The 12,286-nt window shown below is 71.1% G+C and carries 14 protein-coding genes and 1 pseudogene; 8 read left to right on the top strand and 7 right to left on the bottom strand.

Features of this window, described 5'->3' with window-relative positions; genetic code table 11:
• Positions 1-146: 146 nt before the first annotated feature.
• Positions 147-1,115, bottom strand: coding sequence for a cyclase family protein (locus AC1Z4A_RS32140; protein WP_483683411.1), 969 nt, complete (start codon positions 1,113-1,115; stop codon positions 147-149).
• A gap of 121 nt (positions 1,116-1,236) precedes the next feature.
• Between AC1Z4A_RS32140 and AC1Z4A_RS32145 the strand changes: the two genes are divergently transcribed.
• Positions 1,237-1,485: a hypothetical protein gene (locus tag AC1Z4A_RS32145; RefSeq protein WP_483683412.1), complete on the top strand. Its 249-nt coding sequence runs from the start codon at positions 1,237-1,239 to the stop codon at positions 1,483-1,485.
• Positions 1,486-1,610: 125 nt separating this feature from the next.
• Positions 1,611-2,543, top strand: coding sequence for an SMP-30/gluconolactonase/LRE family protein (locus tag AC1Z4A_RS32150; protein WP_483683413.1), 933 nt, complete (start codon positions 1,611-1,613; stop codon positions 2,541-2,543).
• A gap of 41 nt (positions 2,544-2,584) precedes the next feature.
• Here the strand turns inward: AC1Z4A_RS32150 and AC1Z4A_RS32155 are convergent, their stop codons facing one another.
• A complete protein-coding gene (locus tag AC1Z4A_RS32155) occupies positions 2,585-2,998 on the bottom strand; it encodes a nuclear transport factor 2 family protein (RefSeq protein WP_483683414.1) in 414 nt (137 codons plus the stop codon).
• 230 nt (positions 2,999-3,228) lie between these two features.
• On the opposite strand from AC1Z4A_RS32155, the pseudogene AC1Z4A_RS32160 reads away from it, so the two are divergent.
• Positions 3,229-3,669, top strand: a pseudogene (locus AC1Z4A_RS32160) (serine hydrolase domain-containing protein); the annotation flags it as partial.
• A gap of 103 nt (positions 3,670-3,772) precedes the next feature.
• Positions 3,773-4,060 (top strand): hypothetical protein, encoded by a 288-nt coding sequence (locus AC1Z4A_RS32165; RefSeq protein ID WP_483683803.1) that lies wholly within the window; start codon positions 3,773-3,775, stop codon positions 4,058-4,060.
• Between the two features lie 18 nt (positions 4,061-4,078).
• Here the strand turns inward: AC1Z4A_RS32165 and AC1Z4A_RS32170 are convergent, their stop codons facing one another.
• Positions 4,079-4,852 carry a LysR family transcriptional regulator substrate-binding protein gene (locus AC1Z4A_RS32170; protein ID WP_483683415.1) on the bottom strand — a complete coding sequence of 258 codons (774 nt, stop codon included), beginning with the start codon at positions 4,850-4,852 and terminating at the stop codon, positions 4,079-4,081.
• Positions 4,853-4,910: 58 nt separating this feature from the next.
• On the opposite strand from AC1Z4A_RS32170, the gene AC1Z4A_RS32175 reads away from it, so the two are divergent.
• From AC1Z4A_RS32175 to AC1Z4A_RS32185, 3 genes are all read left to right on the top strand, one after another.
• The gene (locus tag AC1Z4A_RS32175) at positions 4,911-5,327 is read left to right on the top strand and encodes a DUF5997 family protein (RefSeq protein ID WP_483683416.1); all 417 of its coding nucleotides are present in this window, start codon (positions 4,911-4,913) and stop codon (positions 5,325-5,327) included.
• A gap of 133 nt (positions 5,328-5,460) precedes the next feature.
• The gene (locus AC1Z4A_RS32180; RefSeq protein ID WP_483683417.1) at positions 5,461-7,305 is read left to right on the top strand and encodes a sugar-binding protein; all 1,845 of its coding nucleotides are present in this window, start codon (positions 5,461-5,463) and stop codon (positions 7,303-7,305) included.
• A gap of 198 nt (positions 7,306-7,503) precedes the next feature.
• A complete protein-coding gene (locus AC1Z4A_RS32185) occupies positions 7,504-8,367 on the top strand; it encodes an ATP-grasp domain-containing protein (protein WP_483683418.1) in 864 nt (287 codons plus the stop codon).
• Here AC1Z4A_RS32185 and AC1Z4A_RS32190 read toward each other — a convergent pair.
• From AC1Z4A_RS32190 to AC1Z4A_RS32205, 4 genes are all read right to left on the bottom strand, one after another.
• Positions 8,364-9,710, bottom strand: a complete 1,347-nt coding sequence (locus tag AC1Z4A_RS32190; protein ID WP_483683419.1) for a zinc metalloprotease — start codon at positions 9,708-9,710, stop codon at positions 8,364-8,366. The genes AC1Z4A_RS32185 and AC1Z4A_RS32190 overlap by 4 nt on opposite strands.
• A gap of 99 nt (positions 9,711-9,809) precedes the next feature.
• Positions 9,810-10,139, bottom strand: coding sequence for a hypothetical protein (locus AC1Z4A_RS32195; protein ID WP_483683420.1), 330 nt, complete (start codon positions 10,137-10,139; stop codon positions 9,810-9,812).
• A gap of 202 nt (positions 10,140-10,341) precedes the next feature.
• Positions 10,342-10,611: a hypothetical protein gene (locus AC1Z4A_RS32200; RefSeq protein WP_483683421.1), complete on the bottom strand. Its 270-nt coding sequence runs from the start codon at positions 10,609-10,611 to the stop codon at positions 10,342-10,344.
• Between the two features lie 283 nt (positions 10,612-10,894).
• Complete coding sequence (locus AC1Z4A_RS32205) at positions 10,895-11,245, bottom strand: DoxX family protein (protein WP_483683422.1); 351 nt, start codon at positions 11,243-11,245, stop codon at positions 10,895-10,897.
• Between the two features lie 112 nt (positions 11,246-11,357).
• On the opposite strand from AC1Z4A_RS32205, the gene AC1Z4A_RS32210 reads away from it, so the two are divergent.
• On the top strand, positions 11,358-12,269 hold the full coding sequence (locus AC1Z4A_RS32210) for a LysR family transcriptional regulator (protein WP_483683423.1): 912 nt from the start codon (positions 11,358-11,360) through the stop codon (positions 12,267-12,269).
• Positions 12,270-12,286: the final 17 nt, after the last annotated feature.

A 12,286-nucleotide genomic window follows, 5' to 3' on the forward strand; every position in this document is an offset into this window, starting at 1 on the left:
CCTTTGCGCCAGCGTTCCATTTTAGAACTTTGTCCATTTAGCGGCACCGATTCAGCGGCACCGATCGCGGACGGGAATGCTCCGCCACTGTCCGTAGTCATCCGAGGTGGGGGCAGCGCCAGGGTGGCCCCGGGCGGCCCCGGCCGTCACAGGACCGCGACCGGATTGACGGGCGAGCCCGTACCGCCCGGGATGTTCAAAGGGGCCACGACGATCAGGAACTCGTACCGGCCCGCCCGCGCACAGGCGGCGGAGAGCGCCTCGAGATCGAGGTTGTCCAGCAGCGGCACGCCCATCGCGGCAATGGCGAGGGTGTGGACCGGGGAGTGCACCCCCTCGACCGGGGAGGGGCGCACATCGCTGTCGCCGTCGCTGCCGAGGAGGGCGATGCCGCGCTCGGCCAGCACGGGCACGGCATCCACATGGAGGCCCGCACAGGCCGCGTCGGCGTCCCAGGCCCCCAGCTCCCGGCGGCGACGGAAGCGGCCGACCCGCACCAGCACCGCGTCGCCCTCGCCGATCCTCACCTTGAGTGCCGCCTCCGCAGCGGTGATGTCCGTGGCGTGCACGGCCTGTCCGGGCTCGAGCCAGCTGCGGTCCAGTACGGCGGGCAGGTCGAGGAGAACCCCCTTGGTCACCAGGGCGCCGAGGGCCGGGACACCGCCGAAGCGGGCCCCGCCCGCGCCGACGAGTTCCCGTGCCGTGCCGCCGTTGTAGAGCTGCCCGCGGTAGGCGATGTGGGACAGCGCGTCCAGATGGCTGGCGGCCTTGCCGTGGAAGTCGACGCCGATGAAGTCCTTGTGGGTGGAGGGCTCCGGGGCCTCGACGTCGCCGAGGTCGGACATGTAGTGCAACGCGGGTCTGGCGTTGTCCGGGCCGGGCGCGGTGTCCCAGGGCCGCGCCATCGGGACGACGGCCCCGGACCGGACCAGGGCCGCGGCCTGCCGCACGTGTTCCGGGGTCACCCGGTTCCAGGCCCCGCGGCCGGCGTCCGCCCAGCGGCCCCACGTACGGACCGCCTCGAAGAGCGTGTCGAACTCCTGCCGGGAGACGACCGGGCCGTTGAGGGCGCGGTCCGGCGGGGGAGCGGGGGCATCGGCGGGGTGGCTGCTCATCTGGTGCTCGGGACTCTGAAGGCGGGCATGGACGATCCCTGCTGCATCCAGTCCACCATTCCGGACGGTGCTCTGCCCGCCGGGGCACATCCACCGGGCACCGCGGATCGTTGGACCGGCCATGAAGAAGATCGTCGTTCTTGGAATGTTCGGTGCCGCAGTCCTGGGCATGGCCGCACCCGCCCACGCCGACAACGTCGGAAACGCCCTGGGGCCCGTCCGCAACGTCTCCGGGGCCGCCGAGTCCATGGTGTGCGGCGGGCAGGACCTCGCTCACGTACCGGTGGTCAGCCAGTACAGCCGGGCGCTGGCCGCGCTCTGCGGCGCCAGGGCCGGAGTCCGGCAGCTCGCGCTCCCGCGGCGCGGCTGACCGGGGCCCGGCCCCGGCCGGCCGGATTCAGGAAGTGCGGACGCTCGTCGGCAGTGTCGGTGGCGGATAACCATTGGCAGACGGGTGGCTGGTGAGGCGAGTGGCACACCGGTACAACGGACCGCATGCCTATTCGCTCAGTGACAGTCGTGGGAAGTCTGCTGGCAGCATTGGTGGTTGGCGCCCCGGCGGCGTCGGCGACGCCCGGCCCGTCGGCTGCCGTGGCCTCGGCCCGGTGCCCGGAACAGTCGAAGGTGGAGGTGTTCCGCGAGGGCGGGATACCCCTGCTGGACTGGCGGGAGAACCTGGAGTTCGACGGACGCGGCACCCTCTGGGTCTCGCACATCACCAAGAACCGGGTCGAGGGGTACGCCCCCGACGGGACGCTGCGGGTCACTGTCCCGGTGCCCGGCCCCGGCGGGATCCGCCGGGGACCGGACGGGATGATGTACGTCAACTTCGGTGTGAATCCGCTGACTCCGGCCGGTGGCATCATGCGGTTCGACCCGACCGCCGCCGAGCCGCGGCCTGAGAGGTTCGTGGCCGGGATATCCGGCATCAACGGCCTCGCCGTCGACCCGGACGGCAACTTCTACGTCAGCCGCGAGCTGGCCACCGGCATCCTCAAGTTCCGGCCGGACGGCACCCGGGACGAGGAGTGGACGAGGAAGGCGGACGTCTTCGGCACCAACGGCCTGGAGATCGTCGGCGATCAGCTGTACGCGAGCGTCATCACCAGCACCGCGTCCCCGATCGTGCGCATCCCCCTGAAGGACCCCGCCCACCACACCACGATCACCAACCTCAGCCCGAACCCCCTGGACATCAAGCTCCTCGACGACCTCACCGCCTTCGGCGACGACCTGGTGGTCGCGAGCTTCCGTAACGGCCAGCTGATCCGGGTGAACCCGGCGACCGGCCGGTCCTGCGTCCTGGCGGGCGGCCTGCGGATGCCCACCAGCGTCCGGCTGCCCCGCGGATTCGGCGACCACGACCCCGGGCGCGAGCTGTTCGTCGTCGAGGCGTCCGGCCGCATCGTCAAGGTGACGGTCGGCTGACGCGGCGCGCGCCCGGCGCGCCCTGCGTCCCGCCGCTCGGCTCACGCCCCGTCGGCGACCAGCGCACGCTCCCAGTGCTGGGTGTCGGCGTACTCGCGCATGGTGACGATCCGGCCGTCACGGACGATGAAGACGCCGATGTTCTTCTGCCGGTAGGGCCTTCCGGTCCTGCCGGTCGCCCAGGAGTCCCACTCGACGAGCACCTGCTCGCCCTCGCCGAACACGTTGGTGACCCGCACCCCGATCTCCTGCTCCGGGTCGAGATGGGCGAAGGCCGTCGCCAGGAACCCGTCGATCACCCCGTCCCGGCCCTTCCAGGTGCCGGAGATCGGCAGGTCCCCGCCGTACCAGCAGCTGCCGTCCTCGGCCCAGGAGTCCCGGATCACGTCCTGGTCGCCTGCCGCCAGCGCGTCGAAGTAGCGCTGCACCACGTCCCGGGGTTCGGTGCTGTTCATGAGGATCTCCCGTGCTCCGTCGGATTCCGGCGGCCTTTCCGCCTGACCCCAAGTCAAGCCGCACGCACCACACGGACCAAGGTCCGATCCGCGTACGCACTCATCACGGAACGCGATCAATGCGCGCGGGGTCGGGGCCCCCGGGGGAGAGTCGTTCGCATCGTCACGGCGGCGCCGACGGGGGCCGCGGGCGCGGTGCCCTGGACGCGGACGTCCGGGCGGTACGGGCCATGGGCGGCGACGTGGCCGTGCTGGCCGAGGTGAGCAACGGACGGGAGACCGTCCGCGCACGGACGGGTGCACAGGTGCCGTGGGACGCCCAGTTCCGCACCGCCAGCACGAGCAAGACGTTCACCGCCGCACTGGTCCTGCTGCTGGAGGCCGACGGCAAACTGTCGCTGGACGACACGGTGGAGAAGTGGCTGCCCGGCGTGGTCTCCGGCAACGGCAACGACGGTTCGAAGATCACCGTGCGGGATCTGCTCCAGCAGACCAGTGGTCTGTTCGACTATGTGCGGGACCCCGAACTCGTCCGGGCCGTGACCGAGGACTTCGACCGGCACCGCTACGACACGACGCCCGCCGACCGGTGGGTGGCCGTTGCCCTGCAGCACCCGCCGCTGTTCGTCCCGGACCACCGGCAGCCGCGCTGGGCCTACTCCAACACGAACTACCTCCTCGCCGGGATGATCGCGGAGAAGGCCGACGGCGCGGGCTGGCGGGAGCAGTGCCCTGGTCACCGGTCGGCTGCTGCCGAAGGACCAGCTCGCCGAGATGCAGCGCACCGTGGCCCGTACCGGCGCCGCCGAGGACCTGGCGGAGTGGCCGGAGGGCGGGTACGGGCTGGGGCTGCGCTGGACGCCGCTGTCCTGCGGCAGCGGGTACTGGCACCACGAGGGCGACGGCTTCGGCTCGTACACCCGCACGGGCGTCACGGCGGACGGGCGGCGGGCAGTCGCCGTGTCGGTGACCAGCACGGGAAGCCGCCCGGACACGGTCCGGCTCAACAAGGCCACCCGGGAGCTGGTCGACCACGCCCTGTGCGGGACGGACAGGGGCTGACGAGCGCGGCCGCCCGGGCTACGACCGGCGGCCTGGCTTGCCGCGCCGGCCGCCCTTGTGGGCGCCGGAGCCGCCCCGCGCGCCCTTGCCGGCCGTCTTGCGGGGCGCGGGCTTCCGCCGTGCACCGCTCGTGGCGCCGGAGCGCTTCTCCTCCGGCTTGGGCTGCGTCGGCGCCCCGGGACGGGGACCGCGCGTGCTGTTCACGGTCCGCCCGCGGACGATTCCGATGAAGTACTCCACCAGGTCGGTCGTCCGCTCCTCCGGCCACGACAGCGCGACGCGCGACTGGGGCACGCCCGTCACCGTCCGGTAGGTGAGGTCCTTGCGGTGATGCAGGCGGGCGAGCGACTGCGGCACGACGAGCAGTCCCACACCGGCCGCCACCAGCTCGATGGCGTCCGCCGTCGTGGCGGGCCGCTCGATCGCGGGCCGCCCCGGCGGGTGCTCCCAGTCGAGGGTGTCGTCGAGGGGGTGGAAGACGACCTCGTCGGCCAGGTCCTCGACGGCCAGCTCGTCGAACGCCGCCGCGACGTGGTCCTTGGGGAGCACGACCACCGTCGTCTCGGTGTAGAGCGGGATCGCGCTGAGGTCCGTCCGGTCGATCGGCAGCCGCAGCAGAGCCGCGTCGGCGTCGCCGTGGCGCAGCACGTCCGGTGCCTCGGCGGCGGACACCGCGACGAGGTTCAGCGGAATGTCCGGCAGCCGCTCCTGCCAGATCCGCACCCACTTGGCGGGGGTCGCGCCCGGTACGTACGCGAGCTGGAACGAGGGAGATGCTTCCGAGCCTGTCACCCGGCCAGATTACCGGGCGTGGTCAGGGGTAGCGCACACGCTCGATATCCTTGACGGCATGACGTCGCACAAGAATCCCCAGACCATGAAGCCCGCGACCGCGGCGAAGAAGCTGGGGGTATACCTCGAGGCCACCCCCGCAGAGTTCCGGGAGGGTGTCGTCTCGCGCGACGAGCTGAACGCCCTCCAGGCCGACCCGCCCCAGTGGCTGCAGGAGCTGCGGAGCAACGGCCCGCACCCGCGCCCGGTCGTCGCGGCCAAGCTGGGCATCTCCATCTCGGGCCTCGCGCGCGGCGGTGTCACCGAGGCCCTCACCACGGAGCAGATCGAAGCGCTGAAGAACGAGTCCCCCGAGTGGCTCCAGAAGGAGCGCGCCACTCAGGCCGAGGTGCGGAAGGAAACGGTCCGCATCAAGGAGAAGAACAAGGAGAAGGCCGAGGAGCGCAGCGAGCAGCCCCGCCGGGCGCGCTCCTGACCCCCGCCGGTCCCGGGCCCGCCGACAGAGGCGGGCCCGGAGGCCGGAAGAGAAGACTCCGCGGCAGGAGTGAAGGTTGAGTCGCGGGAGCACGGAAAGCCTCGGTGTGTCGCCGAGGAAAGGACGAGTTCCCTTGACGCCCCACAAGCCTCACAAGCCCCGCCGCGCCCTGCCGACGGCCCTCGCCGTGGCAGGACTCGTCGGGAGCGCGCTGGCCGTGACCGCGTGCAGCTCATCCGCCGAGCCCGACGAGCACAGAAGCCCGGCCTCCCCCACGGGAAGGGACGCGGCCCACACGGACGTCCTGTTCATCGGCGCCCATCCCGACGACGAGTTCCAGTCCCTGGCCACCTTCGCCCGGTGGAAGGAACAGGGCGGGATCGGCACCGGCGTCGTCACCATCACTCGCGGCGAGGGCGGCGGCAACGCCGTCGGCCCCGAAGAGGGCACCGCACTCGGCATGATCCGCGAGCGCGAGGAACGCGAGGCCGTCGCGACCGCCGGCATCCGCAATGTCTTCTACCTCGACAAGCCCGACTTCTGGTACACCCTGTCGGCCCCGCTCACCGGCAAGTCCTGGAACCGCCCCCCGCAGCAGTCGGCCGACACCCTGGAACGGCTGGTGCGGCTGATCCGGGCGACCACCCCGAAGACCGTGGTGACCATGGACCCCCGCCCCTTCAACCAGCACGGCGGCCACCAGCAGGCCGGGCGTCTCGCGATCGAGGCGTTCGGCATGGCCGGGGACCCGAAGGCGTTCCCCGAGCAGATCGCCAAGGAGCACTACAAGGCGTGGAAACCCTCCCGCCTGCTCACCCAGAACTGGGGATTCCAGGGACCGGCAGGCGAACAGTGCGCCGAGCGGAAGGCCGAGGACCCGCACACCGGCCTGCCTGTCATCGGCATCTGGCCCGGCGCGCGATCCCGCGCGAACGGAAAGACCTGGGCCCAGATCGAAAGGGACGCGGCCCGCACATACGTCACCCAGGGCTTCGGCTCCCTGCCGGCGGACGTCGGGACACCGACGGAGAAACTGCCCTGCGAATGGTTCACGGTCCTGGCCGACGGCGGAAGGCCCGTGAACGTCCCGGTGCACCCCCAGTCCGGACTGCGCCCGCAGTACGCCGAATTCCGCGACTGGACGGGCAAGGTGAAGATGCCGTGGCTGGCCAACGACGCCCAACCGGCCTACCCCACCCCTCCCGCCACCACCGTCCCCGAGGTCGCCGAGGCCCCCGTCGTGGACGGGAAGGCGGGCCCGGACGAATACCCCGGGCCGAAGCTCGGACTCGGACACTGGGACGGCAAGGAGTGCACCCCCGCGGACTGCGCGGCCGACGCCCGCATCGCCCGCCACGGCGACGACCTCTACGTCCTCGTCCACGTCACGGACGACACCAAGGGCGCCGCACTCGACGCCAGGGACGACTGCAAACGCCACTGGCGCACCGACTCCGTCGAGATCACCCTAGACCCGCAGGGGCGCTCCGACGACACCTCCACCACCTTCAAGACGGGCATCCTCCCCTTCACCGCCAACGGCGGCGGCCCCTGCGCCGAGCGCGACGGCGACAACCACCAGGGCCCGGCGGAGAGCACCGCCCCCGGCATGGCGGTGGCGTCCACGGTGACCGAGCCGTACACGGGCTACACGGTGGAGGCCAGGATCCCGCTCGGCGCCCTCCCCGCGGTCGCCGACCCCGAGCGCCTCACCGCGAACATCCTCGTCTACGACTCCGACACCCAGGACAGGACCGGCAAGTCCCGCCTCGCCTGGGCACCGTACGGCAGCGCCCAGGCCGACCCGTATGTGTGGGGCACCCTGCGCCTGCCCGGGTACAACCCGCCCTCCGGGCACCCGGCGCAGCCCCCGGGAATCCCGCTGGAGGCGGCCCGGAGCGAGAACTCCCCGCCCTCGGTCGCACAGTCCCGCCGCACGGGCGTCCCCCTGGCGGGAGGGCCGCGCCGAACCCCGTGACCTGCACGGCACGTCGAGCGCCACTGCTCGGCACCTCATGACCGCACGTCACCGACCTGGAAACCGACCATATGTGACAGAGTGTCCGCCAGACATGTGTTCCTGGCCCCGGCACCTCCCGTCACACCGGTGCCCGACGGGGACGGGTCCGAGGTGTGACGACGGGAGAACCACATGGGCACCGCCAGGATCGCAGTCGTGACGAGCGACGCCGGCATCACCGAGGACGAGGATCTCCCGTTGGTCGTGGACGCGCTGCGCGCCGACGGCCTGGCCGCGGAAGCAGTGGCCTGGGACGCGGACCCCGCAATGTGGAACGGCTTCGACGTGGCCGTCATGCGGTCGACCTGGGACTACACCGAACGGCTCGGGGAGTTCCTGGAATGGGCTGACAGGGCCGCCCGCGTCACCCGCCTGTGGAATCCGGCGCCCGTCGTGCGCTGGAACAGCGACAAGCGCTATCTGACGAAGCTCGCCGCATGCGGCGTCCCCGTCGTGCCGACGCACTTCGTCGAACCGGGCGGGCACTGCACCGAGAAGGACTGCGACAGGGCCGACGGGGTGGTGATCAAGCCCGCCGTCTCCGCGGGCGCCCGCGACACCGCGCGCTACGAGCCCGGCCGGCACGCCGATGCCGTGCGCCACGTCCGGATGCTGCTGGACCAGGGCCGCCGGGTGATGATCCAGCCCTATCTGCGCCGTGTCGAGGAAGGGGAGCGCGCCCTGATCTTCATCCGCGGCACCTTCAGCCATGCGATCCGGAAACAGCCCCTGCTGACCGAGCCCGGCGTGATCGACAACTCCAGGGACCCGCACCCTGGCGCCGTTCCCTACCGGCCGACCGATGCCGAGATCCGCACGGCCCTGAAGGCACTGGCAGCAGTTCCGTCGTCGAGTGCCATGCTCTTCGCCCGGGTGGACCTGGCACTGAACGCGACCGGCGATCCCGTGGTCATGGAACTGGAGCTCATCGAGCCCGACCTGTTCCTCGAGAGCAGCCCGCAGGGCCTGAAGCGCTTTGTGGCAGCCGTGGCCGCCGAGAGCCGCAGCACCACGGCCTAGGGGGTGTCCGCGCTCCGGCCCGCCCACCGACGGCAGGCCGCACGGACGAGCGAGCGCACGGGCCGCACCAGCGCCAGCGCGAGCCCGGCGAGCGGGAGCGCGAGCAACACGATCTGGAGACCCGCCGAGGCGAGGCCGAGGACGTGGTCGCCGGACGCGTCGGCGCGCTCGACCAGCACGTTGATCCTCTGCCAGTCGGCCTGCAGCAGCCGGGGCAGATTGACGAGCACCATGCCCAGCTGGAGCAGGAGCGCCGGAACCAGGCACATGACCCAGACGGCGACGACGACCTGCGGCCACCGCTTGAGCGCCTGGAGCCGCTCGTCCTGCGGCCGCCGGAGCACGACCCTCCGCAGGATGGGGGCGACGTACTTGAAGAGGTCGGGGATGCCGATCAGGTCCGCGACGATGTAGTAGCCGTCGAACCTGAGCGTGGGGAGAAGCTGCTGGATGATTTCGATGTGCACGGAGAGGACGGCCACGAGGAGCGGCTGGAATCCGGTGGCCGCATACGACAACAGCAGGCCCAGGGCGAACAGCGCGTTGAAGTAGACCCCGCCCAGATCGGCCCGGATGCGCCCGGCGCGGCCCAGCCGGTAGGAATTGGTGATGTCGGTGTAGAAGGCGGGCCAGACGAGATAGATGCCGCATCCCATGGCGCCGGGCCGCACACCCCCGTACCGACACGCCGCACCATGGCCCATTTCGTGGAAGGCACAGGAGGTGATGGCCAGGAAGACGACGAGGAGAACGCTGGCCGGAGCCGACAGCACCGCCTGGAGCGCGGCACCGGTGTCCTGCGTCGTCCACAGCCACGTCTCGCTCGCGACGAAGGCGGAGACGGCAAACACCATCACCCAGGGACGGAACAGCCATGCGAAAAGGCCGGAGAGAAACCAGGTGATGTGCTCCGGCACCACCGCGAGCCGGAACCGGAAGGCCAGGAACGGATCGCTTTTCGGGGCCGGGGGAGGGGGCGAGCCGTCGCTGTAGGTGGTGACGCCGAGCGGAGCGAGTTTCTCGTCGAGGAGAAAGGCGATGTGCTCCGACGTGAACTGCCGGCCGGTGTCCCGGCTGAGTTCGGCAGCCACCTGCGACGTGATCTCGTCGCGGTCGTGCGGCTGCTGACCGCGAGGGCTCCTGTGCCCGCTGTCCAGCGCCTTGACGACCTTGTACAACAGCGCCGGGAGCCGGACGAGCTGCCCGTCGGGCCGGCAGACCAGGAGCGGCGGCTCGCGGTAGCCGGAGCCTTCGAACTCACCGACCAGCTCGGTCCCGGCCACCAGCAGAGGCCCCTCGGTCCGGTCGGCTTCGCCGGTACGCGGGGCGTGGGGCACAGACATGGGCGCTCCAAGAGGGGCGGGGGGACGGCCTGCGAGAGGGTGGGGAAGGGCCGGAGCAGTCCGGCCCTTCCCCGAGCGGTACGGCGAGCCGCTAGTGCGTCAGTGGCTGGCGATGGCCGCGGGAGTGCAGGTCACGCCGCTGGCGGGGTTCTCGGAGCCGAGACCGAGGCTGCCCAGCAGGCCCGGGGTGCCCTGCCGGTCGATGGACTGACAGGCCGACAGCATCGTGGCGCCGTGGTCGTGAGGCGCAGGGGCGTACACGCCTCCGCCCGAGGTGGCCGCAGAGCTGCTGCTGGCGCTGCCGGCGCCGCCGTCGGGGCCACCGCCGAAGTTGTTGAACGGGGTGGACATGATGCCCATGACGGTCCGCTCGGGCAGCACCTCACCCGCAAACTTGTCGAGCTCCTCGAAGCTGATGGCGTTTTCCATTCCGTTCCCTTTCGTTGGTTTCCGCACTCCGGTGATTTCCGCACTCGGACCGCCGGTCGGCAGCCCGGGCAACCGCCCCCGAACGAGACTGAACCTGCTCGGGGACGAGTCCTTGGTTTTCACTGATGACGGCGTGCTGTCATGCGCGAACTGCCGTCAGGGCACAAGTGGTTACTGGAAAAACCTCGGTACAGATCCGCTGTCAGTGGCTGGAGATGGCCGCAGGAATGCATGTCATGGTGTAACCGGGGTCGCTGGAGGCCAGGCCCAGCGCGACGAGGAGAGCGGGACTGCTCGCATGCTGACGGTACTGACAGGCATAGGCCACTGTCGTCCCGTGATCCGTTCTCACCAGCATCGGATAAACGGTGTGATCGGTGCCTGCCGGCGACAGGCTCGACAGCACGATGCGAGGAGGAAGTTCCTCGCCGGAAATGCGGCCGAGTTCCCCGAAGGTAACGGCGGCTCCCAATGTGATTCCCTCCCTAGGGGGTGACACCGTTGCGGCTGCCCTGCCACCGGACGCCCCCGACGCCTGCAACTGCGACCGCCGGAGGACACAGCCCCTCGCCATCCCTCCGTGAGGTTATCGCCGAGTACGAATACAAGAAACATCGCCAATCCGCTGATCACCCAGTCGTGTTGGGAGGGTGCCTCGGAAGGGTGTAAACGGGCCCGCGCCCTGACGCCGGAGGCGAAAAGAGTGCCAGCTTTCGAGCGTCCGCCCGATGTGCGGCCCGGCTGGTGCCGCGGGCTCACCGCATCGCGGCAAGGACGAGCGAGGCCGCGGCCAGCCCCAGATAGCCGCCGGGGAACGCAAGGTTGTGATGGACGCGGGTACGGACGTGTGCGGCGACGGCGCCGACGAAGAACAGGACGAGCCCCACCGCGGCCGTGATGCCGACGAGCCGGAATCCGAGGAGCCCGAGCAGCAGCCCGGCCGCTCCGGCGGCCTTGAGCGTCCCGAGCCAGGGGAGCCACGACCGCGGGACTCCCACCTCGGCCGAGTTGGCGAGGACGAACCCGGCCCTCGAGAAGTCCGCGACGGCGATCCCGGCATTGGCCGCGATCGTGACGACGGTAACGGTCACATAGGCAATGAACATGGGTGCTCCTCATGAGCCGGACAGGCGGTGGGTGCGGGCGGGCCGCCCGCCGCGACAAGCCTCACCGGGCCCCGGATCCGCCGTCCAATACCTGCATCCATAACCTGACGGAATGGATGTCGACACCCGGCTGTTGCGCTGCTTCGCCGCCGTGGCGGACGAAGGGAGCCTGACCCGCGCCGCGGAACGCCTGTATGTCTCCCAGCCGGCGCTGACCAAGCAGATCAAGCAACTGGAGATGCGCCTCGGAGTACCGCTGTTCACGCGATCCCGGACCGGCATGACCCTGACCGAAGCCGGCCGGGCCCTGGCGGAGCGGGTGCCCGCCCTGCTCGCCGAATGGGACCGGATCCTGCGGCACACGAAGAGCACGGCGAGCCAGGCAGCCCGCGTGCTGCGCGTCGGCTTCGTGGCCAGCGCCGCCAACGAAGCCACCCGGGACATCGTTGCGGACTTCGCCCGCCGTCGGCCGGGCTGGCGGGCCGACATGCGCCAGGCCGCCTGGTCGGACCCCACCGCGGGCCTCGCCGACGGAGACGTGGACGTCGCCCTGCTGCGCCTTCCGTTCCCCGGCCAGGACGGCCTGCGCGTGACGCCGCTGCTCACCGAGCCCCGCTGCGTCGCCCTCCCCTCCGCGCATCCGTTCGCCGCACGCGACGTGATTCCCTTCCGGGACCTGTGGGACGAGCCGTTCGTGGCGGCCCCGCCGGAAGCGGGCCGCTGGCGGGACTACTGGCTGGCCACCGACGAACGGGACGGCCACCCGGTCCGCATCGGCGCCGTCACCGACCGGCCCGACGACTGGCTCAGCGCGATCGCCAACGGCTACGGCATCGCCCTCGCCCCCGAATCCGCCGCCCGTTTCTACGCCCGCCCCGGCGTCACGTACCGGCCCGTGAGCGGTGTCGGCCCCAGCCGGGTCGGCGTCGCATGGGCCCCGGCCGACGACACCGACCCCGTCGTCCAGGACTTCGTCCGCAGCTGCCTGGACAACAGACCGCGCCAGGACGAGGCGACGACCTGACGCCATGCCCGGCGCGG

This window comes from Streptomyces sp. 17_S59 (genome assembly GCF_056930295.1).

Excerpts from the sequence above, each read along its gene's own strand:
- AC1Z4A_RS32165 (WP_483683803.1), top strand. The coding sequence starts at position 3,773 with ATGCAGCGCACCGTGGCCCGTACCGGCGCCGCCGAGGACCTGGCGGAG.
- AC1Z4A_RS32140 (WP_483683411.1), bottom strand. The coding sequence starts at position 1,115 with ATGAGCAGCCACCCCGCCGATGCCCCCGCTCCCCCGCCGGACCGCGCC.
- AC1Z4A_RS32205 (WP_483683422.1), bottom strand. The coding sequence starts at position 11,245 with ATGTTCATTGCCTATGTGACCGTTACCGTCGTCACGATCGCGGCCAAT.
- AC1Z4A_RS32210 (WP_483683423.1), top strand. The coding sequence starts at position 11,358 with ATGGATGTCGACACCCGGCTGTTGCGCTGCTTCGCCGCCGTGGCGGAC.
- AC1Z4A_RS32195 (WP_483683420.1), bottom strand. The coding sequence starts at position 10,139 with ATGGAAAACGCCATCAGCTTCGAGGAGCTCGACAAGTTTGCGGGTGAG.
- AC1Z4A_RS32155 (WP_483683414.1), bottom strand. The coding sequence starts at position 2,998 with ATGAACAGCACCGAACCCCGGGACGTGGTGCAGCGCTACTTCGACGCG.
- AC1Z4A_RS32145 (WP_483683412.1), top strand. The coding sequence starts at position 1,237 with ATGAAGAAGATCGTCGTTCTTGGAATGTTCGGTGCCGCAGTCCTGGGC.
- AC1Z4A_RS32190 (WP_483683419.1), bottom strand. The coding sequence starts at position 9,710 with ATGTCTGTGCCCCACGCCCCGCGTACCGGCGAAGCCGACCGGACCGAG.
- AC1Z4A_RS32150 (WP_483683413.1), top strand. The coding sequence starts at position 1,611 with ATGCCTATTCGCTCAGTGACAGTCGTGGGAAGTCTGCTGGCAGCATTG.
- AC1Z4A_RS32175 (WP_483683416.1), top strand. The coding sequence starts at position 4,911 with ATGACGTCGCACAAGAATCCCCAGACCATGAAGCCCGCGACCGCGGCG.